Here is a 23,029-nt window from a genome sequence, read left to right as displayed (position 1 = left end):
TCTGGCGTCTTGCGTCAACAGGACATCGCTCGACAAGTTCGATGAAGCCATAGGTTCAGCAAACTATCTCTCGGGCGTCTGGGGCGGTCGGGTCACGGACGAACGGATGCTGGCCTTGAGCGATATCTACCGGCGCTCGCTCGAATGCTGGCTGGCCGATCCCGCTTTCAATCCTCAGGGACTGGTCATGGGAAAATCCGACAGTTGGCGACGTTACTACTGGACCTATCTGGACTACCCGGACAAGCCGGGCTCCGAAGCGGTCAAGGTCCAGTACGGCGCATCGTCGCGCACCCCGGGGCCGAGATTCGAGGTAACCGCCATCGGGCCCGAGAGGTGGGGCCCGACGATGAAGGCGATCAAGGCCTATCACTTCGATGATCGCATCATTCTGTGCGACGGGTCCGAAATCAACGGTTTCACGTTGAGACGGTGAGCGCCCTCACAGGTCCTTCATCAGATAGGCGAAGGACATCAGGCCTTCCGGCCAGGGGCCGTGGCCGCTTTCCAGGTTGATGTGGCCGGCATCGCCCGCATCCTGGAAATGCGCGCCCCAATCCTTCGCCATCTGCTCGGCCACCTCGTAGGCGCAGTAAGGGTCGGTGCGGCTGGCCACCACCCGGGCGCGGAAGGGCAGGGGACCTTTCGGCACCTTGCTGAACTGGGCGGCGTCGAAGGCGGGCTTCGGCTCGGCGCGGTTCAGGTCCGTCGGCGCCACCAGGAAGGCGGCCTTGATCTTGTCCGTGTCGAGCCCGTGGCCATGGGCGGCATGGACGGCGGTGATCGAGCCGAGCGAATGGCCGACCAGCACCACCGGGCGCTCCGCGGCGGCGACCGCCTCCTTCAAGGCGTCGATCCACTCCTTCAGCACGGGCTGGAACCAGTTGCGCTGGGCGACGATGCGCGCCGTCGGCATCTTCTCGCACCAGCGGTGCATCCAGTGGCCGGCCGGCGTGTCGCCGTAGCCGGGCAGCAGCAGGATGTCGGTCTCGGAAATCTTCATGGGGCAGTGCTCTCTCGTCGGTCTCGCGGGGGATGTCTACGCCAGCGGCCCGTAAAAGCCCGTGCGAAGCGGCCGGGCCCAGTCGGGGCGGCCGTTGCGCTCGGCCTCGCGGGCGGCGCTCTCCCAGTCGTAGATGATGCTCTTCATCTCGAAGTGCCAGCCCTCGGGGCGGCGTTCGACCATCGCATAGCGCGCGTGGGGACTTCCCGTCTCGACCCGGTGGGGCGTCGGCGCCTCGTCCGCATAGCCCGGCAGGCCGACGCTGCCCGGATTGAGCACCGTGCGGCCGCAGGCGGCGAGGCGCACAAGCCGGGGGATGTGGGTGTGGCCGCAGCAGACCAGCCGGGCAGCCGTCTCGCCGAGACGGGCGGCGATGTCCTGTTCCGCGGCCAGGCGTGTGCTCTCGCCCGCGACCTCTTCCGTCAGGTAGACGTCGTCGCGTGTCGGCGTGCCGTGGCACAGCAGGATGGCGCCGCCATCCAGCTCCAGCGTTGCGGGTAGCGCCCGCAGCCAGGCGAGGCTTTCGGCGGACAGATCGTTCTGGGTGAAGTGGTCTGTGCGATTCGCCGGCGGTACGTTGCCGGCGGCGACCACACGGTCGTGATTGCCGCGTACGGTCGGCCAGCCGAGGCTGCGCAGGATTGTCGCGGTCCGCTCCGGCCAGAGCGGACCGGACAGGCAATCGCCGAGATTGACGACCTCGTCCGGAGCCTCGCGCTCGAGGTCGGCAACGACCGCCTCGAGCGCTTCGGCATTTCCGTGGATGTCGGCAAGCACGGCGATGCGCATTGCCGTCAGGCCTTGCCGAACACCCGGTCGAAGATCGTGCCGACGGCCTTGGTGTGGTAGCCGAGGTCGAAGCGCGAGCGGATCTCCTCTTCCGACAGGGCGGCGCGCACATCGGCGTCGTTCAGCAGCTCCTCCAGGAAGTCGACATCGGCGCTGCCGTCCTTCTGGTAGCTGTCCCAGACCTTCATGGCGTTGCGCTGGACCAGGCGGTAGGCGTCCTCGCGCGAGGTGCCGGCCTGGGTCAGCGCCAGCAGGATGCGCTGCGAGTGCACCAGGCCGCCGAGGCGGTTCATGTTGGCCAGCATGCGCTCGGGATAGACCATCAGCTTGTCGATGACGTTGGTCAGGCGCGCCAGCGCGAAGTCGAGCGTCACGGTGGCGTCCGGGCCGATCATCCGTTCCACGGAGGAGTGCGAGATATCGCGCTCGTGCCACAGGGCGACGTTCTCCATCGCCGGCATCGCGTAGGCGCGGACCATGCGGGCAAGACCGGTCAGGTTCTCGGTCAGCACCGGGTTGCGCTTGTGCGGCATGGCGCTGGAGCCCTTCTGGCCCGGCGAGAAGTACTCTTCCGCCTCCAGCACCTCGGTGCGCTGCAGGTGGCGGATCTCGGTCGCCACGCGCTCGATCGAGGAGGCGATGACGCCCAGCGTCGCGAAGAACATGGCGTGGCGGTCGCGCGGGATCACCTGGGTGGAGACCGGCTCGACGGCAAGGCCCATCGCCTTGGCGACATGTTCCTCGATGCGCGGATCGATATTGGCGAAGGTGCCGACGGCGCCGGAAATGGCGCAGGTGGCGACCTCGGCGCGGGCGGCGATCAGGCGCGTGCGGCAGCGGTCGAACTCGGCATAGGCCTCGGCCATCTTCAGGCCGAAGGTCACCGGCTCGGCGTGAATGCCGTGCGAGCGGCCGATGCAGACCGTGTCCTTGTGCTCGAAGGCGCGGCGCTTGAGGGCGGCCAGCAGCGCGTCGATATCGGCCAGCAGCAGGTCGGCGGCGCGGGCCAGCTGCACGTTGAGGCAGGTGTCCAGCACGTCGGACGAGGTCATGCCCTGGTGCACGAAGCGGGCGTCGGGTCCGACGATCTCGGCTAGGTGCGTCAGGAAGGCGATGACGTCGTGCTTGGTCTCGCGCTCGATCTCGTCGATGCGGGCGACGTCGAAGGTGGCGGCGCCGCCCTTCTCCCAGATCGTGCGGGCGGCTTCCTTGGGGATCACGCCGATCTCGGCGAGCGCGTCGCAGGCATGGGCCTCGATCTCGAACCAGATGCGGAACTTCGTCTCGGGAGACCAGATGGCGACCATTTCGGGCCGCGAATAGCGCGGGATCATGCGGGTGTCCTTCTCGGGCAGCGGCTGGGTGTGCCGGCTCCTTATCAGACGCGGCGCGAGGGCTCAATGCGCGCGAAGTACCAGGAGAAGGCGAGCATGGGCAGGAAGACGAAAGGCAGCAGCGGCCGGGCGCCCATCACGGCGAAGATGTAGCTGGTCGAGGCGCCGGTGAAGGCGAACTGCCAGAACATCTCCATGGAGATCGTGCTGGTGTGCCATTCCGAATAATAGGAGCGCAGCTGCAGGAAGAAGAACACGGCGCAAAAGCCCGCGGTGCCGAGCGTCAGCGACAGCACCATCGCGGCGAAACGCGCCGGCAGCCGGGCCTTGCGGCGGCGGAAGGTCATCAGGCTCGCCGTGCCCCACGCGCAGAAGGCGCCGAGGAAGGCGCTCACCGTGAAGACGGCGACGACCGCGGCCGAGCGGCCCGTCAGGGCTTCACCGCGCCAGAAGGTGAGCGCGGTCTCCGTCAGGCAGATCAGCACGGCCCAGGCGATGGCGAAGACGAGCGGTCGCACGTGGCAGGTCCATCCGTTCTGGTCACCCGAATCTGAAGTTCGCCACATTCGGCAGCAAGCTCTGTACGAACTTCAGATTCAAAAGCCGACTGTCGGCTGCGCCGCGAGGCCGGTCAAGCGGAAGGGGAGGTGGCTAACTCAGGCTGCCTCAGGCTGCGGCCTCGTCGGCCGCCTTGCGGATCGCCTCGATATTGGCGCGGTAGCCGGCAACGCCCTCGCCCTTGAACACGGCCGAACCGGCGACGAGCACGTTGGCGCCGGCCTTGGCGACCAGCGGCGCGGTCTGCGCGGTGACGCCGCCGTCGACCTCGATGTCGATCGGCCGGTCGCCGATCATCGCCTTGATGCGGGCGACCTTGTCGACCATCGCCGGGATGAAGGACTGGCCGCCGAAGCCCGGATTGACGCTCATCACCAGCACCAGGTCGAGGCGGTCGAGCACGTATTCGATGACGCTTTCCGGCGTTGCCGGGTTCAGCGAGACGCCGGCCTTCTTGCCGAGTGCGCGGATTGCCTGCAGCGAGCGGTCGAGATGCGGGCCGGCCTCGGCATGCACGGTGATGATGTCGGAGCCGGCCTTGGCGAAGGCCTCCAGATAGGCATCGCACGGGGCGATCATCAGATGCGTGTCGAACACCTTGTCGGTGTGCCGGCGCATCGCCTTGATGACGTCGGGGCCGAAGCTGATATTGGGCACGAAATGCCCGTCCATCACGTCGAGATGGATCCAGTCGGCGCCGGCCTCCACCACGTCGCGCACTTCCCTTCCGAAGGCGGAGAAGTCCGAGGCGAGCATGGACGGGGCAATGACGACGGGGCGGGTCATGGGCGGCGGCTCCGATGGCTGGGGTTCCGGGTGATCACCCGGGGGCTGATCTGGGGCAAGCCGCTATCACAGGCTCCCGGGAGCCACAAGCTCCCAGGCGCGCGCGATCCTGCGCCCTAAAGCCGCCCGGTGATCGCCAGGTGCCGCCCGTCCGGTCCCTCGAAGCCGACCTGCTCCACCAGGATCAGCACCGCGAAGGCGGTCGGGCCCCCGTCCGCGGGGTGGTGCAGCGCCAGCCGCTCGATCCGGTAGCCGAGCGCGCAGCCCCGGCTTTGCGGCAGGCGGGCATCGTCGTTGAGCACCCGCGTTTCGCCCTCAATCGTCAGCGTCAGGCGGAAGCCCTTCATCTCGCCGAAGCCGTCCGGGCAGCGCGCCGGGCGCTCCACGGCGTGCTCGGTCAGCCGCAATTCCACCTGCGGGCCGAAGGCGGGCACTTCCGGACGCATCGAGGCGATCATCAGGTGCGGATCGGCGCCGCGCTCGGTCGGCGGGTTGTGCGCCACCGTGTCGCCGCGGCCGGCAATCCCGGCCGAAACGATCAGGTCCCATGCCTCTTCGCGATTGGCCTCGCGGGTGCGCTCCAGTGCGGCCTGCGCCTGTGCGGGCGTTGCATCGCCCACCTCGTCGAGCCGGCGGAACGGGCTGCTGCCGAGCCAGGCGTCCCGGTCGACGTCGAACACGTAAATGTTGGAATAGGGGAAGCCGGAGCCGTCCTGCGTGCCGTATTCCTCGAAGGCGAAGCGGCTGCCATCTGCCGAAAAGCCCATCACGTCGACCCGCGCGTAGTCGCCGGCAAAGGCCGGCGTGGTGCCCAGCGTCACCAGCAAGGCGAGAGCGGCGGCCCCCAGCGGAGCGGCGGCGGCCCCCAGCGGAGCGGCAGCGGCAAGGGGCGTGGCTTTTTGTGTCGGTCGATTGCGCATGGGCCAGGTTCCCGAGGCAGGATTGCCTTGAGTGCACACTAGCTGCCGGGTGCGGCGCTTCCGTGATCCCGGTCACGTTCCGCCTGATCGGCGGCGATGCGGTTGGCCAGCGGCTTGAGCAGCCAGGGCAGCAGGTAGATCGGCAGCTGGCCGAGCCCGAAATAGAGCCAGGCGAGATCCGGCAGCGTGCCGCCGAGCGCGGCGACCAGCAGGCCCATGTTGCGGTTGCCGACCGCGTGGCCGATGACGAAGCCCTGGTCGCGGCGCACCCGCGAGAAGACCAGCAGCGTCACCCCCATCTGGGTCAGTGCGACCGCGAAGGTCAGCGCCGCCACCGCCAGGGTGAACAGGGGAGCTGCCATGAAGCGCGCGGCGACGCCGTCCATCACCGCTACGGCGAAGATGAACAGGATCAGGACGTTCAGCCCGTCGATATGCTCCTTGGCACCGACGACACGGGCATTGCCGGCAAAGCGGCGAATCAGCAGCGCCATGCCGGCGGAGGCGGCGAGCAGCCCGGTCAGGCGCAGGCCGAGCGCGAAGGCGTCGATGGGCAGGCTCTCGCCGAGCAGCAGCCCGCCGATCAGCGGCGCGGTGATCGGCGTCAGCAGCATGCCGCAGCCGACCAGCGCCAGCGACAGCGCCCCGTCGAGGCCGATCAGCGCGATGAAGGCCGGTGCCGACATGATCGGCGGGGCGGCGGTGACGATGAAGGCGGCCAGCGCGATGTCGGGATGCAGGGCGGTCAGGCCGCTGAGCTTCAGCAGCCCTCCCACCGCGAGCGGTACGGCGAGCAGCATCCACACCAGCGACAGGGCCACCAGCTTCGGCCGGCGGACATGGGCGACGACGGCGACCGGATCGACCCGCAGGAAGGCCAGCACCAGCAACACGAAGATCGCTTCCTCGACCAGCGGGCGGAACAGGGCCGAGAGCGGCGGCAGCACCAGGCCGAGCAGGGCGCTGATGGCAACAGCCCGGGTGCCCTGGCGTCCGAGCCAGGCAAGAAGGGTGAGCGGCAGGGCGAGTGCCGGCATGTCGGACACTTTCCGGAAAAGGAGGCGTGTGGCACCGCAACGGCGCCGGGCGGGAACAATTTCAGGACCTTGAGTATCGTGGAGAGCGTCTTCCACTTGCAAGGCGATTGTGAACGGTGTCGAAAAGCATATGCGCAGCTTCGACGCGATCGTCCTTGGCGCCGGCATCACCGGCACGAGTGCCGCCCTGCACCTGCAGGGGCGGGGCATGCGCGTGCTCGTCGTCGACCGCGATGCGCCGGGAGAGGAGGCAACCCGCGGGAATGACGGGCTGATCGGCTGCGATGGCTACTCGCCGCTCCCCGTGCCGCTGACCCTTCCGGCGATCCTTGCCAGCGCGTTGACCCGGCGCCGGGGCTTCGGCATCGATTCGCGCTCGCTGCCCGATCTGTCGCGTTTCTTCTCCGAATGCCGGCTGGCGGCACAACCGGCGGCGGTGGCGCGCGCCGCGCGGGCACTGGCCCCGCTGCAGGCGGTTGCGGCGGCCGAGCATCTGGCGCTGGCGCGGGCGGCCAGCGCCCTGCGCTTCTTCCGTCGCACCGGCTGGATCAAGCTGCTGCGCTCGCCGCGCGTGTGCGAGCTTGCCGAGATCGACCGGCATTTCGCCCGCATCCTCGGCGTGTCTTACGCGGATCTCGACGCGGTCGAGATCGTCCGGCTTGAGCCACATCTGCGCTCGCTGGAAGAAGCGGCGATCTACTGGCCGGAGAGCCAGTCGGTGTCCTCGCCCGGCGGCGTGACCAAGGCCTATGGGCGGCTGTTCCGCGAACGGGGCGGTGAGACGGAGATCGGCGATGCCGCCACGCTCATCGACACGCGGCAGGGCTATGCGATGCGCACCGTGCGCGGCGAGGTCGGAGCGCCGGTCGTGGTGCTGGCGCTGGGGGCGGGCATCTCGCCGGTGCTGGCGCGCTTCGGCCTGTCCATGCCGCTGGCTGCCTGCCGCACCTATCATCGCCATTTCCGCGCGGTTTCCGGCGTGTCGCTGACCCGGCCGGTCACAGATCAGGAGGGCGGCTTCACCCTCACGCCGATGGAGCGCGGGTTGCGGCTGGTCGGCGGCACGGAGCTGATGTCGACGGCCCGCGCGCTGTCCGGCGTTCCGATGCGCGCCAATGCCCTTCACCGGGCCACCGCGACGGCCCGTGCGCTGCTGCCGCTCGGTTCGGCGGTGGAGGATGTTCCGGTCGCGGGCCTGCGCGTTTTCGTGCCCGACCAGCTTCCCATCGTGGGCGAACTGCCCGGCCTGCCGGGCCTGTGGCTGTCGGTCGGCCACATGCGCGACGGCTTTTCGCTGGCCCCGGCGATGGCGCGGCTGTTGGCCGACCTCGTCACCGACATGCTGCCGCTGGCCGACCCGCAGCCCTATTCGCCCTCGCGTTTTCTGGTCGCCTAGGCGTTATCGCGCATTCCCGTGCCGCTCACGCGCCGACGTCTCTCTTCGTCATCCCGGGCAAGGCGTAGCCGCGACCCGGGACCGGAGAGCCGAGGGCGTATGAGGCGCGCTCCGGATCGAACCCGCAACCGCCGTGGCTCCCCGGTCCCGGATCTTCGGCCTTCCGGCCTCGTCCGGGATGACGCCAGGCAGGGGCCTTGCCTGCGCGCTGCCCGTCAGTCGCGCGCGGCGAACTCCGCGATCAGCTGGGGAAACTCTTCCGGCGGCGGGAAGCCTTCGTAGCTGCGCGTGACCGGCAGCTCGACCCAGGCGAGCTTTTCCGCCGTCATCGTTTCCATGAAGGGGCGCGACCAGCGGTCGTCGTCGAACATGGTCGGGCGCACGTTGACCACTGCCTCGAAGCCGGTGATGCGGGTGAACATCCAGGTCTTGCAGTGCGGGCAGAAATAGTGGTCGAGCTGCGGCCCCTGGATACCGCCCTTCACCGGCTCGCCGGCGGTGACGGAAAACGCCTCGGCCGGCACCATCGCGGTCAGCGAAAAGGCGCTGGAGCTCATCTTCTGGCAGCCCCGGCAGTGGCAGGCGGCGGTCATCACCGGATCGGCGGTGATCGCGATCGTGGTTGCCCCGCAGCGGCAGCTGCCCGTCAGCGGCCCGGCATTGTGTCCCATCGTCCTGTCCTTCCCCAAGCTGGGTTTTCCCGAATTCGCCGCACCCGATCGCGGCGGCACGGGCACCGCCCACGCGCCGCCACTGTGCCCTGTCCGCGTGCAGGGTCAAGTCGGGTGCGACCATTGGCTGCGGGAAGGCGAGGACACGGTGGTCCCACATTGCTCCTCCGCTGTCGTCCCGGGTCGCGGCTGCGCCTTGCCCGGGATGACGCGAGGAGAGGCGGGAGCGCGGGAGCTACGCCGCCCCGTCCTCTGCTTCATGCCTGCCGAGGGTACCAATGGGTCCCGGCTCTCCGGCTTCGCCTGCGGCCGGGATGACGGCCTAAGAGAGTGGCACGGCCTCGCATCCCCTCTGCCGTCACCCCGGACGAGCATCGCGAGATCCGGGGCCTATTGGTTTCCAGAGCGGCCGAGAGAGTCCGCTAACCCCTCCCTTCGTCACCCCGGACGGCGCGCAAGCGCCGAGCCGGGGCCGGAGAGCCGAGGGCGTGTGAGGTGCGCTTCGGAAACATGCCACGATCGCCGTGGCTCGCCGATCCCGGATCTTCGGCCCTCGGCCTCGTCCGGGATGACGCGAGGAGAGGCGGGAGCGCGGGAGCTACGCCGCCCCGTCCTCCGCTTCATGCCTGCCGAGGGTACCAATGGGTCCCGGCTCTCCGGCTGCGCCTTGCCCGGGATGACGGCCTGAGAGAGTGGCACGGCCTCGCATCCCCTCTGCCGTCACCCCGGACGAGCATCGCGAGATCCGGGGCCTATTGGTTGCCAGAGCGGCCGCGAGAGCCCGCTAACCCCTCTCTTCGTCACCCCGGACGGCGCGCAAGCGCCGAGCCGGGGCCGGAGAGCCGAGGGCGTGTGAGGTGCGCTTCGGAAACATGCCACGACCGCCATGGCTCGCCGATCCCGGATCTTCGGCCCTCGGCCTCGTCCGGGATGACGCGAGGAGAGGCGGGGAAAAGGAAACGGGAGCAGCACCCGTCCCCGCCCCCTCACGTCTCGCGAATCGGCAGCGCCACCGTGTGCTTCACCGTGCTGACGACGATGCGCGATTGCACGTCGGAGACCAGCGTGTTGTCGAGCAGCTTCAGCCGCAGGAAGTCGTCATAGGCCTTGATGTCGCTGGCGACGACCTTGATCAGGTAGTCGACCGCGCCGGTGATGCGCTCGCAGATCACCACTTCCGGCCAGCGCTGCAGCAGCTTGTCGAACGTCTCCATGTTCTCGCGGCTGGGCACCGCCAGCTTGACGAAGGCATAGGCGACGAAGCCGAGCCCGACCGCTTCCCGGTCGACCACGGCGACGACCTGGCGGATCACGCCGGTCTCCTTGAGCTTCTTGATGCGGCGCCAGCACGGGGTCTGGCTCATGCCCGCCTCGCGGGCGATTTCGGCGATGGAGAGGGAGGCATCCCGCTGCATGATCTGCAGCACGCGGATGTCGGACGGGTCCAGAAGGTTTTTTTCGCTCATGGGCTGTCGAGGGGAAATTCCGTGCGGTTTTTGGGTCTGTTTCGGGCACGATAGCACAGAATTTCACTCATAGAAGGAGCATATTGGGTCCCAGCAGATTGCGCGGGGTGCGGGCGCTTCACGCCCCCTCGCGCGCGACCCTCGAAGACGGATGAGGAGGCCGTCTCCATGAACGCCATCACGCGCTCTGTCTCCCTCGACGACAAATACGTCTCCAATGACGGCCGTGTCTACCTGACCGGCATCCAGGCGCTCGTGCGCCTCGCCCTCGACCGCAGCCGGCTCGACCGGGCAAGCGGACTGAAGACCGGCGGCTTCATTTCCGGCTATCGCGGGTCGCCGCTTGCCGGCTTCGACACCGAGCTCGTGCGCGCCAGGCGCCACCTTGCCCCGGCCGATATCGTGTTCAAGCCCGGCGTCAACGAGGAGCTCGGCGCCACCGCTGTCTGGGGCAGCCAGAAGGTCGCCCATCACGGCAAGGGCACCGATTACGACGGCGTCTTCGGCATCTGGTACGGCAAGGCGCCGGGCGTCGACCGCGCCGGCGACGTGCTGCGGCAGGCCAATGCCAGCGGCACGGCGGCCAATGGCGGCGTGCTGGCGCTGGCGGGCGACGATCATCTGGCCAAGTCCTCGATCCTGCCGGCGCAGTCGGAGTTCTTCTTCCAGCATGTCGAGATGCCGGTGCTCAACCCGTCCGATATCCAGGAAGTGCTGGACTACGGGCAGCACGGCTTTGCCATGTCGCGCTTCAGCGGGCTGTGGAGCGGGCTGATCTGCCTTGCCGACACGATGGACGCCTCCGCGACCGTCTCCGTCGATCCCGCGCGCCTCGACTTCGTCTTCCCCGAGGACCGCGATCCGCGCCGGCACGACGATCTCAACCGCGTGCTTCTGCTCGGCAATCGCCTGGAGACCGAGCGGCTGCTGCGCGACGTGCGCATTCCGGCCGCGCGCGCCTATGTGCGGGCCAACGGGCTCGACCGGGTCGCCTTCGGCGCCAGCCGCCCGCGCATCGGCATCGTCGCCACCGGCAAGGCCTATCGCGACCTGCGCCAGGCGTTCGAGCTGATCGGCCTCACGGAAGAGCGGGCCCGCGACATCGGCCTTGCCATCTACAAGGTGGCGATGCCCTGGCCGCTGGAGCCCATCGGCCTGTCGAATTTCGCCCGCGGGCTGGAGCGGCTGCTCGTCGTCGAGCACAAGCGCGCCTTCCTCGAGCCGCAGATCAAGGAAATCGCCTATGGTTGGCCGGACCATGCCCGTCCGGCGATCTGGGGCAAGATGACGCCGCAGGGCAATCCGTTCCTCTCCGACCTTCTGGAACTGGCTGTCGCCGAGATCATTCCGGCGCTGCTCGCCTTCCTGCCGGCCGACTTCGTGACCGCCGAAATGCGCGCCGTTGCCGAGCGGATGAACCGGCAGGTGATGTGGTCGCAGGGCCATGCGGAGCGCGCCGCGCGCGTGCCGTATTTCTGTTCGGGCTGCCCGCACTCCTCGTCCACACTCGTGCCCGAGGGCGCCCGCTCCATGCCGGGCATCGGCTGCCATGCCATGACGGAGATCCCGGGCCGCACCACCGACGGCCAGATCGCCATGGGCGGCGAGGGCGTCCTGTGGGTCGGCCAGTCGGAGTTCGCCCGCGACAAGCATGTCTTCGCCAATGTCGGCGATGGCACCTATTTCCACTCGGGCATCCTGGCGATCCGTCAGGCCGTAGCCTCCAAGGTGCCGATCACCTACAAGATCCTCTACAACGACGCGGTGGCGATGACCGGCGGCCAGCCGGTCGACGGCATCCTGACCGTGCCGCAGCTCACCCGCCAGCTCGAGGCCGAAGGGGTGGAGCGTATCGTCGTCGTCAGCGAGAAGCCCGACGCCTATGTCGGCCGCCGCGACCTTGCGCCGGGCACCGATGTCTTCCATCGCGACGAGCTGATGCGCGTGCAGGAGGAGCTGCAGCAGATCGTCGGCGTCACCGTGCTGATCTACGACCAGACCTGCGCCGCCGAAAAGCGCCGCCGCCGCAAGCGCGGCAACTTTGCCGATCCCGACATGCGCCTGTTCATCAACGAGCGTGTCTGCGAGGGCTGCGGCGACTGTTCGGTGCAGTCCAACTGCATCTCCATCGAGCCGCTGGCGACGCCCTTCGGCGAGAAGCGGCGGATCAACCAGTCGTCCTGCAACAAGGATTTTTCCTGCGCCAAGGGCTTCTGCCCCTCCTTCGTGGAGGTGGAGGGTGCCTCGCTGCGCCGGGCCGAGGCGAGCGGGCTCGACCTTGCCGCGCTCGTCGCCGAACTGCCTGAAGCTGAGGTCGCCGGGCTTGAGACGACGCTCAATCTGCTGATCGCCGGCATCGGCGGCGCCGGCGTCACCACCACGGCGGCGGTGCTGGCGATGGCCGCGCATGTCGACGGCAAGCAGGCCTCGACGCTGGACATGACCGGCCTTGCCCAGAAGGGCGGCCCGGTCACCTCGCATCTGCGCTTCTCCACCGCGGACCGGGCCATCGAGGGGCCGCGCATCCCGACCGCCAGCCTCGACGTGCTGCTCGCCTCCGACATGGTGGTGGCGACCAATGCCGAGCAGCTGGCGCTGATCGACCGGGAGCGCACGGCGGGCTTTGCCAATTCGCGCGTCGCGCCGACGGCCGAGTTCGTGATGAAGCAGACGCTCTCCTTCGACGAGGCGCGGATGCTGAAGACGCTGGACGAAGCCTGTCCGCTCTTTGCCGGCCACGACATCGCCCGCATCGCCGAGGCGCTGTTCGGCGATGCCATCTACGCCAACATGATGCTGGTCGGCATGGCGCATCAGGCCGGCCGCCTGCCGCTTTCGACCACCGCGCTTGACACCGCGATCCGCCTCAACGGCGCGGCGGTGGAGAAGAACCTGTCGGCCTTCCACGCCGGCCGGGTGCTCTTTGCCGTGCCGGAGAAGATCCTGTCCGCCCTGCCGGCGGCCAATGCCGTCGACCCGGCCGCGGATATGGATCTCGACACGCGGATCGCGTTCCTCGGCGGCGAGCTTGCCGCCTATCAGGACGAGGCCTATGCAAAGCGGTTCCTCGATGCGGTCGCATCCGTGCGTGCCGCCGACGAGCGCGCCGGCAACGGCACCCTGCGGCTGACGCGCACGCTCGCCGACGGCCTCTACCGGGCGATGGCCTACAAGGACGAGTACGAGGTCGCGCGGCTGTATTCGCAGCCCGACTTCCGCGCCCGCTTGGAGGCGCAGTTCGACAGCCCGCGCAAGCTCAAGGTGCTCCTGGCGCCGCCGCTGATCTCCCGCTCGCTCGACCCGCGCACCGGGCGCCCGCGCAAGATCGCCTTCGGCCCGTGGATCTTCACCGCCTTCCGCCTGCTGGCCAAGGCCAAGCGCCTGCGCGGCAGCGCCTTCGATCCGTTCGGCCGCACCGGCGAGCGGCGCATGGAGCGGGAGTTTGCGAGCCTCTGCCTTGCCGATGCCGAGCGCATCGCCGGTCTTGTCGGCACAGCGAATTACGGCCTGCTCGTCGAACTCGCCCGCGTTGCCGACACGGTGCGCGGCTTCGGTCCGGTGAAGGAAGCGAATTTCGCCAAGGCGATGGCCCGGCGCGAGGCGCTGCTGGCCCAGCTTGCGCCGCAGGGCGAGGGCACGCCTGTGATGGAAGCGGCGGAGTAATCCGCCGCCGCGGGTCCGGTCCGGCTCTATCCGCCGAAGCGCTCAGTCCACGTCGGCAGCGTGTCGCCGGGGGCTGGGCTGGCCGCATGGACGGCGCGGGCGATCGCCCGGCTCATCACGGCAGCTGCGACCGCGCCGATCTCCACCGTCTCAGGCAAGGGATCGCGCATCTCGCGCGCAGCCGTGGAGGCCGCGAAGATCAGGTCGCCGTCGAGCGGGGTATGCGCCGGCCACAGGGCGCGGGCGAAGCCGTCATGGCTCGCCACCGCCATCCGCTGCAACTCGGCCTTGGTGAGCGCCAGATCCGTCGCGATGATGGCGATGGTGGTATTGGCGCGCTCGCTGAGGCCGTCGAGCTTGGTGCGCGGTCGGTCGGGCAGGGCGGGCATCTTTGCCGGCCAGCCGAGGCCGCCGAACTCGTTCCCCTTCTCGAAGGGCGCGGCCCAGAAATGCGGACCCTCGCCCAGCACCGCGCTGCCGAGCGCATTGACCGCGACCAGCGCGCCGACGGTTGCACCCGACGACAGCTTCGCCGAGGCCGATCCGAGGCCTCCCTTCAGCGTTGCCGTCGTCGCGCCGGCACCCGCACCGAAGCTGCCGATCTGGAAGTCCGGGGCGGCTGCGGCCAGCGCCTTGCGGCCGAGCGCGCCATAGGGATTGGTGTCGCCCCAGTGCTTGTCGCCGCCGTTGAGCAGATCGAACAGGATCGCCCCCGGTACGATGGGCACGCGCGCCGTGCCGACGGCAAAGCCGCGGCCTTGCGCGGCCAGCGCCATCTGCACGCCGGAGGCCGCATCGAGGCCGAAGGCCGAGCCGCCCGACAGCACCAAGGCATCGACGCTTTCCACTGTGAAGCGTGGATCGAGCAGCGCCGCCTCGCGGGTGCCCGGCGCCCCGCCATGGATCGCCACGGAGGCACGCAGCGGCCGGTCCGCGGTCAGAACGGTGACGCCGGATTTGAGCTTCTCGCAGGAGGCATTGCCGACCGAAAGGCCCGGCACGTCGGTGATCAGGTTGCGCAAGGCGGCCTCATCGGGTCGTTGCAGGAGGCGGCGTCAGCCGGGACAGGTCAGATGCGGTGATAGGCGCGGTCGAGATAGATCAGCGCCGGGCCGCGCTCGCCGAGCTCGATGCCCAGGATCTCGCCGAAGATCACCGAATGGGTGCCGATCTCGGAAATGTCGGTCACCCGGCAGTCGAGTGCCACGCGCGCCCCGCGCAGGATCGGCGAGCCGGTCGCGAGCCGATGCCAGTCGGCCAGCGCGAAGCGGTCGTCGAAGGTGAGGTCGCCCTTGCCGGCGAAGGCATCGGAGAGCGCCTGCGCCTCGGCCGGCAGCGTGTTGATGGCGAACAGGCCGTTGGCCTTGATCGCGGCATTGATGCGGGCCTGGCGGTTGACGCAGACCAGCACCGTCGGCGGGGCGTCGGAGACGGAGGCGACAGCCGAGACGGTGGTGCCGCCGCGCCCGGCGACGCCATCGGTCGTGGCGATGTGGACCGCGGTGCCCAGCCGGCTCATGGCCTCGCGGAAGGCGAAGCGGTCGACGGGCTGCGCGCCCTCGCCGCCGAGGCCTCCCGTCCTGAAGGCTGAGCTGTTCGTCATGTCGTCCCCTCCGGTCCTTCCGGCCATGCTGATGGCCCGACCGTGCCCGTCCCTGGTTCTTTCGCGTTGCCGTCCGTCCGCGGGGGCATGTGCCCCTGGAGCATCGATCCTAACCTAGGGCGGTTTCGAATAGGTTTCACGGGGCCGGTTGCGGATTTGCGCCCCGCCGTCCGGAATCGCGCGAGCCCGGGACGCTGCCCGGCATGCGCTCGCAGATCCATTCGATGAAGCGCTGGGCGGCCGGGCCGGGCGGCTGCGTCGTGGTCAGCCAGTAGCCGCGGTCGCGGCTGCCCAGCGTGTCGGTGAGCGGGATCAGGTCGCCGCGCTCCAGCTCCGCCTCGATCATCGTTTCCACGCACAGCGCCACCCCGTGGCCGGCGACGACTGCGCTGACCAAGAGGTTGAAGTCGCTGAACACCGGGCCGTTGCCGGCAAGGTCCTGCGGCTGGCCGTTTTCCGCTATCCAGTCGCGCCAGTCCTTGCGGGTCTCGTCGTGCAGCAGGCGGGCGCCGGCCACCTTTTGCGGCGTGTCGAAGGGGCCGTGCGCGGCCAGATGCGCCGGGCTGCAGACCGGCCGCGTGTGGCCGGACAGGAGCCGCAGGCGCACCGCGTAGCGCTCGGCCAGCGGCGGGGTGTCGAACCAGTCGATGGAAATGTCGGTGTCCTGCGCCAGCCCGTGCTGGGCGTAGAGCAGGCTGAGCCGCAGGTTCGGGGCGACCTCGGCGAAGTCGACGAGGCGGGGAATTAGGTACCGGGTGCCGAAGGAGGGGACGCAGGCGATGGACAGCTCCGGCCGGCGCACCGTTTCCAGCACGTCGTGGCACACGTCGCCGATCCGCTGCAGCGAGGCGCGCGTCACGTCGGCGATGCGCTCGGCGTCCGGCGTCAGCTCGACGCGGCGTCCGACCCGACGCACCAGCGCGATGCCGAACCAGTCCTCCAGATTGCGCAGGTGATGGCTGACTGCGGCATGGGTGACGCCGAGTTCGTCGGCAGCCTTGCCGACGCGGCCGGTCTGGGCGAGGGCGGCCAAGGCCCTGAGCGCGTTGAGAGGAGGCAGGTTGCCATTACTCATGGTTAGAAAATCTAACCATGACGTCCGTAAGTTTCAATTGAAACTGGTGTTTCCTTGTGACTTTTTTCCCTAACGTTAACGGCGCGATCGGGAGGAGCCACGTCGCCGCTTCGATTCCCCGCCACAGGTCTGTCCGGAAGTCGCCGGGCGCATTGCGCGCTCTGTGGGGCCGCCGGGCAACACCGTGTTCGCGGGGAGGGCCATCGGAGTGCCGTGGAGGAACAATCGCGTTTCGTTTGCCGGCGGAGGGGAAAGATGTTCTTTTCTAAGTACCGGTTTTCGAGGGGAATTGTGCGGCCCACAGGGGCTTGGTAAGTACATGAGATCACGCGCCGCTGCCATGTCGGCGGTGCTACGGACTGAGAACGGCGAAGCCGCCAGTCCTTCAGGGGGACCACAGGGCCTATGGACTACTTCATCCAACAGTTGATCAATGGCGTTACGCTCGGGTCGATCTACGGCCTGATCGCCATTGGCTACACGATGGTCTACGGGATCATCGGCATGATCAACTTCGCCCATGGAGATATCTTCATGGTCGGAGCCTTCATCGCGCTCATCGTGATCATCGCGCTGGGCATCACCGCCGCGACGCCCTTGCTGCTGCTCATCCTGGCGCTCTGCCTCGTGCTGGTCATCGCCATGGCGCTGACCGCGGTCTGGGGCTGGACGGTCGAGCGGATCGCCTACCGGCCGCTGCGCGGCTCGTTCCGCCTGGCGCCGCTGATCACCGCCATCGGCGCCTCGATCGCGCTGCAGAACTTCGTGCAGATCTCGCAGGGCGCGCGCACCAAGCCGCTGCAGCCGCTGCTGGGCGGCAACATCCAGCTGTGGGAGACGGTCGGACCCGAGGGCAACTTCGTCGTCCAGATCAGCTACATGCAGATCCTGATCATCGTCGCGACGCTGTTGCTGATGGCCGGCTTCACCTTCCTCATCACCAAGACGCCGCTCGGCCGGGCGCAGCGCGCCTGCGAGCAGGATCGCAAGATGGCCGCGCTGCTCGGCATCAATGTCGACCGCACCATCTCGCTGACCTTCGTCATGGGTGCGGCGCTGGCCGCCGTCGCGGGCCTGATGTTCCTGCTCTACTACGGCGTCATCGACTTCTACATCGGCTTCCTGGCCGGCGTTAAAGCGTTCACCGCGGCCGTTCTCGGCGGCATCGGCTCGCTGCCCGGCGCCATGCTCGGCGGTCTGCTGATCGGCCTCATCGAGACGTTCTGGTCCGGCTACTTCTCCCTTGAATACAAGGACGTGGCCGCATTCTCGATCCTCGCCATCGTGCTGATCTTCATGCCCGAGGGTCTCCTGGGCAAACCCGAAGTCGAGAAGGTCTGAGACCATGGCCGCACAGAAACAGGATTTGCTCGCCGGCTCCGTGAAGGATGCCGCCGTGGGCGCGCTGGTCGCATTCGGCCTGTTCGCCATGCTCATCGGCATGAAGACCGAAGTCAGCATCGGCGGTCTGTCGATCGAGTACCGCTGGAGCGCGGTCGCCATCGCGGTCGCCGTCGTCTTCTTCGGACGCCTGGCTCTCAACCTCTTCGTCTGGAAGAGCGAGAAGCCGGTCACCGCCATGCTCGGCGGGCTCATGCCCAGCCAGGCGGCGGCCTTCCGCTTCGGACACCTGATCACGCCGCTGCTCTTCGTGCTCGCCGTGGTCCTGCCGTTCCTGCTGATGTACTTCCTCGGCTCGCGCGGCTCGCGCCAGTATCTCGATCTCGCGATCCTGGTGACGACCTACGTGATGCTCGGCTGGGGCCTCAACATCGTGGTCGGCCTCGCCGGCCTGCTGGATCTCGGCTATGTCGCCTTCTACGCGGTGGGCGCCTATTCCTACGCGCTGCTGGCCCAGTATTTCGGCTTTTCCTTCTGGCTCTGCCTGCCGCTCGCGGGCATCCTCGCCGCCTTCTGGGGCGTCATCCTCGGCTTCCCGGTGCTGCGTCTGCGGGGCGATTATCTCGCCATCGTGACGCTGGCCTTCGGCGAGATCATCCGCGTGGTGCTGCTCAACTGGTACGAGTTCACCGGCGGACCGAACGGGTTGTCCGGCATTCCCCGGCCGAGCTTCTTCGGTCTGGAGTTCGAGCGCGGAGAGGGCGGCTTTGCCGACTTCTTCGGGCTGGACTTCAACTCCATCCACCGGATCATCTTCCTCTACTACCTGATCCTGGTGATGGCGCTTGCGACCAACTTCGTCACCATGCGGCTGCGCAAGCTGCCGGTCGGACGGGCCTGGGAGGCCCTGCGCGAGGACGAGATCGCCTGCCGCTCGCTCGGCATCAACACCACCAACACCAAGCTGACCGCCTTCGCGCTCGGCGCCATGTTCGGCGGTTTCGCGGGCTCGTTCTTCGCCACGCGCCAGGGCTTCATCTCGCCGGAGAGCTTCACCTTCATCGAATCGGCGGTGATCCTGGCGATCGTCGTTCTCGGCGGCCTCGGCTCGCAGGTCGGCGTCGTCATCGCTGCGGTGGTGATGATCGGCGGCTTCGAGTTCTTCCGGCAGTTCGAGGAATACCGGATGCTCGTGTTCGGCCTCCTGATGGTCGTCATCATGGTCTGGAAGCCGCGCGGTCTGATCTCGACCCGTGCGCCCTCCATCGCGCTTGACCGAAAGAAGGCCAAGGGCATTTCCGCCGATCTGGTTCAGGAGGGCCACGGATGAGACGCTGGAACGACGATCCCGTCCTTCGCATCGAGCATGTGACCATGCGCTTCGGCGGCCTGGTCGCGGTGAACGACCTGTCGTTCAATGTCGGTCGCGGCGACATCACCGCCCTGATCGGTCCCAATGGCGCCGGCAAGACCACGGTCTTCAACTGCGCCACCGGCTTCTACAAGCCGACCGAGGGCCGCATCACCATGAAGCGGCGCACCGGCGAGCATTACCTGCTGGAGCGCATGCCCGACTTCAAGATCTCGGCCAAGGCCGGGGTCGCGCGCACCTTCCAGAACATCCGCCTGTTCGGCGGCATGACCTTGCTGGAAAACCTGATGGTGGCGCAGCACAACCCGCTGATGGTGGCCTCCGGCTACACGGTCGGCGGCCTGCTGGGCATCGGCGGCTTCCGCAAGGCGGAGGCCGGCGCGGTGGACCGGGCCCGGTACTGGCTGGAGCGCACCAACCTGATCGACCGGGCCGATGCGCCGGCGGCGGATCTGCCCTATGGCGACCAGCGGCGGCTCGAGATCGCCCGCGCCATGTGCACCATGCCGGAGCTCCTGTGCCTGGACGAGCCGGCGGCGGGCCTCAACCCGCGCGAGAGCGCCGAGCTCAACACGCTGCTGCACTACATTCGCGACGAGCACGAGACCTCGGTCCTGTTGATTGAGCACGACATGTCGGTGGTCATGGAGATTTCCGACCATGTGGTGGTGCTGGACTACGGCGAGAAGATTTCCGACGGCACCCCGGACGAGGTGAAGAACGACCCGAAGGTCATTGCCGCCTATCTCGGCGTTGCGGATGACGAAGTCGATCAGGTGGAAGAAGAGGTGGGCCTGTGAGCGAGAGAGAACCCCTTCTCCAGATTCGTGGCGTCGAGACCTATTACGGCAAGATCGTCGCGCTGCGCGGCGTCGACATGGACGTCCACGAGGGCGAGATCGTCACCCTGATCGGTGCCAATGGCGCCGGCAAGTCGACCCTGATGATGACGATCTGCGGCACGCCGCAGGCGCGCAACGGCACGATCCACTACAAGGGGATCGACATCACCCACATGCCGACGCACGAGATCATGCGGATGGACATCGCCCAGTCGCCGGAAGGTCGCCGTATCTTCCCGCGCATGTCGGTGATGGAAAACCTGCAGATGGGCGCGGCCGTCGTCGATCCGAAGCACTTTTCCGGCGATCTGGAAAAGGTCTTCACGCTCTTCCCCCGCCTCAAGGAGCGGCGGGAGCAGCGCGGCGGCACGCTGTCGGGCGGCGAGCAGCAGATGCTGGCGATCGCCCGCGCCCTGATGGGCCGGCCGCGGCTGCTGTTGCTCGACGAGCCGTCCCTCGGTCTGGCGCCGCTGATCGTCAAGCAGATCTTCGACGCCATCGCCGAGCTCAACCGCACCGAAGGCCTCACCGTCTTCCTCGTCGAGCAGAACGCCTATCACGCCCTCAAGCTGGCGCATCGCGGCTACGTGATGGTCAACGGCGTCATCACCATGTCGGGAACCGGCAAGGAGCTGCTGTCGAGGGAAGAGGTGAAGGCGGCCTATCTCGAGGGCGGCAGGCACTGATCCGGCGGCCGCCGGCCCTTGCGGCGCGGCGGCCGGAACCCGTGTTCTCATTCTCGCCGGCACCCGGGCCCGTCAGGGCCGGACGGCGGCACAAAGGGAGGTCCTGATGGGATTCCTCTATGACACGACCCTCGCGGGCTTCATCATCCTGACCCTCGTCCTCGGCGGGGCTGCAGCCTGGTCGACGGGCCGGGCCTGCGCCCTGACCTGGCGCCCGCTTTTCGTCCTGGTGTGGTTCATCTTCCTGCTGTCGCTGGCGGTGCGCTTCCTGAGCTTCGCGCTCTATGGCGGCACGCTGCTTTCGATCCAGCACTGGCTGATCGCCTTCGCCTATCTGGTCGCGCTGGCGCTTGCCGGCTGGCGGGTGACGCGCACCAACCAGATGACCAGCCAGTATCGCTGGCTCTACGAAAAGACGAGCCCGTTCGGCTGGCGTCTGCGCCCCGGCGCCGACGACAGCATCGCCTGACACTACGCGCATTGCGGGAAGGTTCTCCTTCCCGCTACCTGATCCGAAACGCTCGACTTTGCCCGAAAAGGGGATAGTGTTTCGGTAGATGGCCGATCCGGAAGGGACGGCCCGCGGGCAAAAAGCCCGCACAACCAGAGTGGTTCAGCTCCCGGCCCGAGGTGGGTCGGGAAAGCATCTGGAGCAAGGGGAGACTACCTTATGAAGAAGCTTCTTATGGCGAGCGTCGCCACCGTCGTCGGCATGGGCCTGTCGACCGCGGCGATGGCCGACATCATCATCGCGACCGCGGGTCCGATGACCGGCCAGTACGCCTCGTTCGGCGCACAGATGAAGGCCGGTGCCGAGCAGGCCGTCGAGGACATCAACGCCGCCGGCGGCATCAACGGCGAGAAGCTGGTGCTGCAGATCGGTGACGATGCCTGCGATCCCAAGCAGGCCGTGGCGGTTGCCAACCAGTTCGTCGGTTCGGGCGTCGTCTTCGTCGCCGGCCACTTCTGCTCGGGTTCCTCGATCCCGGCCAGCCAGGTCTATGCGGAAGAGGGCATCATCCAGATCTCTCCGGCCTCGACCAACCCGACCTTCACCGACGAGCGTCCGGGCCCGGGCATCTTCCGGACCTGCGGTCGTGACGACCAGCAGGGCCAGGTTGCTGGTGCGTTCCTTGCCGAGAAGTTCGGCGACAAGAACATCGCCATCATCCATGACAAGACCGCCTACGGCAAAGGCCTCGCCGACGAGACCAAGAAGTACATGAACGAGGCCGGCAAGCAGGAAGCCCTCTACGAGGCCTATACGGCCGGCGAGAAGGACTACACCGCGCTCGTCTCCAAGCTGAAGTCCGAGAACATCGACGTGCTGTATGTCGGCGGCTACCACACGGAAGCCGGCCTCATCAAGCGCCAGATGGCCGAGCAGGGCATGAGCACCGTCCTCGTGTCGGGTGACGCGCTCGTCACCGACGAGTACTGGTCGATCACCGGCGATGTCGGTGCCGGCACGCTCATGACCTTCTCTCCGGATCCGCGCAAGAACGAGGTCGCCAAGCCGGTCGTCGCGGCGCTCGAGGCCGCCGGCCGTACCGCCGAGGGCTACTCGCTCTACACCTACGCCGCGATCCAGGCCTGGGCCGAGGCCGTGAAGGCCGCCGGTTCGACCGACTTCGATCCGGTCGTCGGCAAGCTGAACGAGATGGAGTTCTCCACCGTGCTCGGCAACCTGGCCTTCAACGACGTGGGCGACGTGACCCTGCCGGGCTACGTCTTCTACGAGTGGAAGGACGGCACCTACGACTACATGCAGTAAGCCTTTCGGCGAGCTGCGGTTTTCTGGCCCCGCCCGGTTCGTCCGGGCGGGGTTTTTCTTTGCCCGCGGCGGGCGCGTAAACCTTAATCCGTAACCATGCGAATCGATTCAAGGGGCGGGCCTGCGCTTGCCGCTTCCCCACGCTCAGCTATTGCGTAAACTTTCGGTAAACCAATACCGGAGCGTGCGATGGGCAGGGTCGTCTGGGGTATCGTTGCGATCTATGTGGCAATCGGGGTCGCGCTGTGGAGCCATTCGGCACTCGCCGCACCCGAGCTTGTCGCCTTTTCCGACACGCGCATTGCGCCGGGCACCATCGTCATCCGCAACAGCGAGAAGCGACTCTACCTGGTGCAGCGCGGCGGCACGGCCCTGCGCTACACGGTTGCCGTGGGCAAGCGCGGCAAGGCCTGGGCGGGCCGCACCTACATCACCGGCATGCATGTGCGCCCGGCCTGGTCGCCGCCGGCCGAGGTGAAGCGCGACCTGCCGCACCTGCCGAAGGTGATCGCGGGCGGGTCTCCGAACAATCCGATGGGGGTTGCGGCGATGACGCTCGCCGGGGGCGAATATGCCATTCACGGCACCAACCGGCCCGGTTCCATCGGCCGGTCGGTGTCCTATGGCTGCATCCGCATGCACAATCGCGACATTGCGGACCTGTTCCGCCGGGTCGGCGTCAACACGCCGGTCATCGCGGTCAACTGAGCCGT

At 67.9% G+C, this 23,029-nt stretch carries 22 protein-coding genes; 10 read left to right on the top strand and 12 right to left on the bottom strand.

Annotation, left to right across the window (positions count from 1 at the left end; all coding sequences use genetic code 11):
• Positions 1-115: 115 nt before the first annotated feature.
• A complete protein-coding gene (locus ACVJ6E_RS10665) occupies positions 116-436 on the top strand; it encodes a hypothetical protein (protein WP_147421808.1) in 321 nt (106 codons plus the stop codon).
• A gap of 6 nt (positions 437-442) precedes the next feature.
• Here ACVJ6E_RS10665 and ACVJ6E_RS10660 read toward each other — a convergent pair whose 3' ends face one another.
• The 7 genes from ACVJ6E_RS10660 to ACVJ6E_RS10630 form a co-directional block, all read right to left on the bottom strand.
• Positions 443-1,003: an alpha/beta hydrolase gene (locus tag ACVJ6E_RS10660; protein WP_120267323.1), complete on the bottom strand. Its 561-nt coding sequence runs from the start codon at positions 1,001-1,003 to the stop codon at positions 443-445.
• 36 nt (positions 1,004-1,039) lie between these two features.
• Positions 1,040-1,792: a metallophosphoesterase family protein gene (locus tag ACVJ6E_RS10655; RefSeq protein ID WP_120267324.1), complete on the bottom strand. Its 753-nt coding sequence runs from the start codon at positions 1,790-1,792 to the stop codon at positions 1,040-1,042.
• A gap of 5 nt (positions 1,793-1,797) precedes the next feature.
• On the bottom strand, positions 1,798-3,126 hold the full coding sequence (gene purB, locus ACVJ6E_RS10650) for an adenylosuccinate lyase (RefSeq protein WP_120267325.1): 1,329 nt from the start codon (positions 3,124-3,126) through the stop codon (positions 1,798-1,800).
• Positions 3,127-3,170: 44 nt separating this feature from the next.
• Positions 3,171-3,644 (bottom strand): hypothetical protein, encoded by a 474-nt coding sequence (locus ACVJ6E_RS10645; protein ID WP_120267326.1) that lies wholly within the window; start codon positions 3,642-3,644, stop codon positions 3,171-3,173.
• Positions 3,645-3,792: 148 nt separating this feature from the next.
• Entirely contained in the window at positions 3,793-4,470 is a 678-nt protein-coding gene (gene rpe, locus ACVJ6E_RS10640; protein WP_120267327.1) for a ribulose-phosphate 3-epimerase, read from the bottom strand.
• A gap of 116 nt (positions 4,471-4,586) precedes the next feature.
• Positions 4,587-5,390, bottom strand: a complete 804-nt coding sequence (locus ACVJ6E_RS10635; RefSeq protein ID WP_120267328.1) for a DUF2259 domain-containing protein — start codon at positions 5,388-5,390, stop codon at positions 4,587-4,589.
• A 38-nt stretch (positions 5,391-5,428) separates the two neighbouring features.
• Positions 5,429-6,427 (bottom strand): sodium:proton symporter, encoded by a 999-nt coding sequence (locus ACVJ6E_RS10630; protein ID WP_120267329.1) that lies wholly within the window; start codon positions 6,425-6,427, stop codon positions 5,429-5,431.
• A gap of 130 nt (positions 6,428-6,557) precedes the next feature.
• On the opposite strand from ACVJ6E_RS10630, the gene ACVJ6E_RS10625 reads away from it, so the two are divergent.
• The gene (locus ACVJ6E_RS10625) at positions 6,558-7,823 is read left to right on the top strand and encodes an NAD(P)/FAD-dependent oxidoreductase (protein WP_120267330.1); all 1,266 of its coding nucleotides are present in this window, start codon (positions 6,558-6,560) and stop codon (positions 7,821-7,823) included.
• 215 nt (positions 7,824-8,038) lie between these two features.
• Here the strand turns inward: ACVJ6E_RS10625 and ACVJ6E_RS10620 are convergent, their stop codons facing one another.
• Positions 8,039-8,494 (bottom strand): GFA family protein, encoded by a 456-nt coding sequence (locus ACVJ6E_RS10620; RefSeq protein ID WP_120267331.1) that lies wholly within the window; start codon positions 8,492-8,494, stop codon positions 8,039-8,041.
• A gap of 986 nt (positions 8,495-9,480) precedes the next feature.
• On the bottom strand, positions 9,481-9,960 hold the full coding sequence (locus tag ACVJ6E_RS10615; RefSeq protein WP_067216841.1) for an Lrp/AsnC family transcriptional regulator: 480 nt from the start codon (positions 9,958-9,960) through the stop codon (positions 9,481-9,483).
• A 168-nt stretch (positions 9,961-10,128) separates the two neighbouring features.
• On the opposite strand from ACVJ6E_RS10615, the gene ACVJ6E_RS10610 reads away from it, so the two are divergent.
• Entirely contained in the window at positions 10,129-13,623 is a 3,495-nt protein-coding gene (locus tag ACVJ6E_RS10610) for an indolepyruvate ferredoxin oxidoreductase family protein (RefSeq protein ID WP_120267332.1), read from the top strand.
• Positions 13,624-13,649: 26 nt separating this feature from the next.
• Here the strand turns inward: ACVJ6E_RS10610 and ACVJ6E_RS10605 are convergent, their stop codons facing one another.
• The 3 genes from ACVJ6E_RS10605 to ACVJ6E_RS10595 form a co-directional block, all read right to left on the bottom strand.
• Positions 13,650-14,645 (bottom strand): P1 family peptidase, encoded by a 996-nt coding sequence (locus ACVJ6E_RS10605; protein ID WP_120267333.1) that lies wholly within the window; start codon positions 14,643-14,645, stop codon positions 13,650-13,652.
• Positions 14,646-14,692: 47 nt separating this feature from the next.
• Positions 14,693-15,226: a flavin reductase gene (locus tag ACVJ6E_RS10600; RefSeq protein ID WP_208996608.1), complete on the bottom strand. Its 534-nt coding sequence runs from the start codon at positions 15,224-15,226 to the stop codon at positions 14,693-14,695.
• A gap of 136 nt (positions 15,227-15,362) precedes the next feature.
• Positions 15,363-16,301, bottom strand: coding sequence for a LysR substrate-binding domain-containing protein (locus ACVJ6E_RS10595; RefSeq protein WP_120267334.1), 939 nt, complete (start codon positions 16,299-16,301; stop codon positions 15,363-15,365).
• A gap of 405 nt (positions 16,302-16,706) precedes the next feature.
• On the opposite strand from ACVJ6E_RS10595, the gene ACVJ6E_RS10590 reads away from it, so the two are divergent.
• The 7 genes from ACVJ6E_RS10590 (at position 16,707) to ACVJ6E_RS10560 (ending at position 23,024) form a co-directional block, all read left to right on the top strand.
• Complete coding sequence (locus tag ACVJ6E_RS10590; RefSeq protein ID WP_120267335.1) at positions 16,707-17,642, top strand: ABC transporter permease subunit; 936 nt, start codon at positions 16,707-16,709, stop codon at positions 17,640-17,642.
• Between the two features lie 4 nt (positions 17,643-17,646).
• On the top strand, positions 17,647-18,972 hold the full coding sequence (gene livM, locus ACVJ6E_RS10585) for a high-affinity branched-chain amino acid ABC transporter permease LivM (RefSeq protein ID WP_120267336.1): 1,326 nt from the start codon (positions 17,647-17,649) through the stop codon (positions 18,970-18,972).
• A complete protein-coding gene (locus ACVJ6E_RS10580) occupies positions 18,969-19,814 on the top strand; it encodes an ABC transporter ATP-binding protein (protein WP_120267337.1) in 846 nt (281 codons plus the stop codon). The genes livM and ACVJ6E_RS10580 overlap by 4 nt, the downstream gene beginning before the upstream one ends.
• Complete coding sequence (locus ACVJ6E_RS10575) at positions 19,811-20,542, top strand: ABC transporter ATP-binding protein (RefSeq protein ID WP_120267338.1); 732 nt, start codon at positions 19,811-19,813, stop codon at positions 20,540-20,542. Before ACVJ6E_RS10580 ends, ACVJ6E_RS10575 begins: the two co-directional genes overlap by 4 nt.
• A gap of 106 nt (positions 20,543-20,648) precedes the next feature.
• Positions 20,649-21,011 (top strand): DUF6867 family protein, encoded by a 363-nt coding sequence (locus ACVJ6E_RS10570; protein WP_083206030.1) that lies wholly within the window; start codon positions 20,649-20,651, stop codon positions 21,009-21,011.
• 201 nt (positions 21,012-21,212) lie between these two features.
• Positions 21,213-22,316 carry a branched-chain amino acid ABC transporter substrate-binding protein gene (locus tag ACVJ6E_RS10565; RefSeq protein WP_120267339.1) on the top strand — a complete coding sequence of 368 codons (1,104 nt, stop codon included), beginning with the start codon at positions 21,213-21,215 and terminating at the stop codon, positions 22,314-22,316.
• Positions 22,317-22,505: 189 nt separating this feature from the next.
• Complete coding sequence (locus ACVJ6E_RS10560; protein ID WP_120267340.1) at positions 22,506-23,024, top strand: L,D-transpeptidase; 519 nt, start codon at positions 22,506-22,508, stop codon at positions 23,022-23,024.
• Positions 23,025-23,029 lie beyond the last annotated feature (5 nt).

The organism is Stappia sp. G46H5W (assembly GCF_058448995.1).
This window is presented reverse-complemented; position numbering and strand designations above follow the sequence as displayed.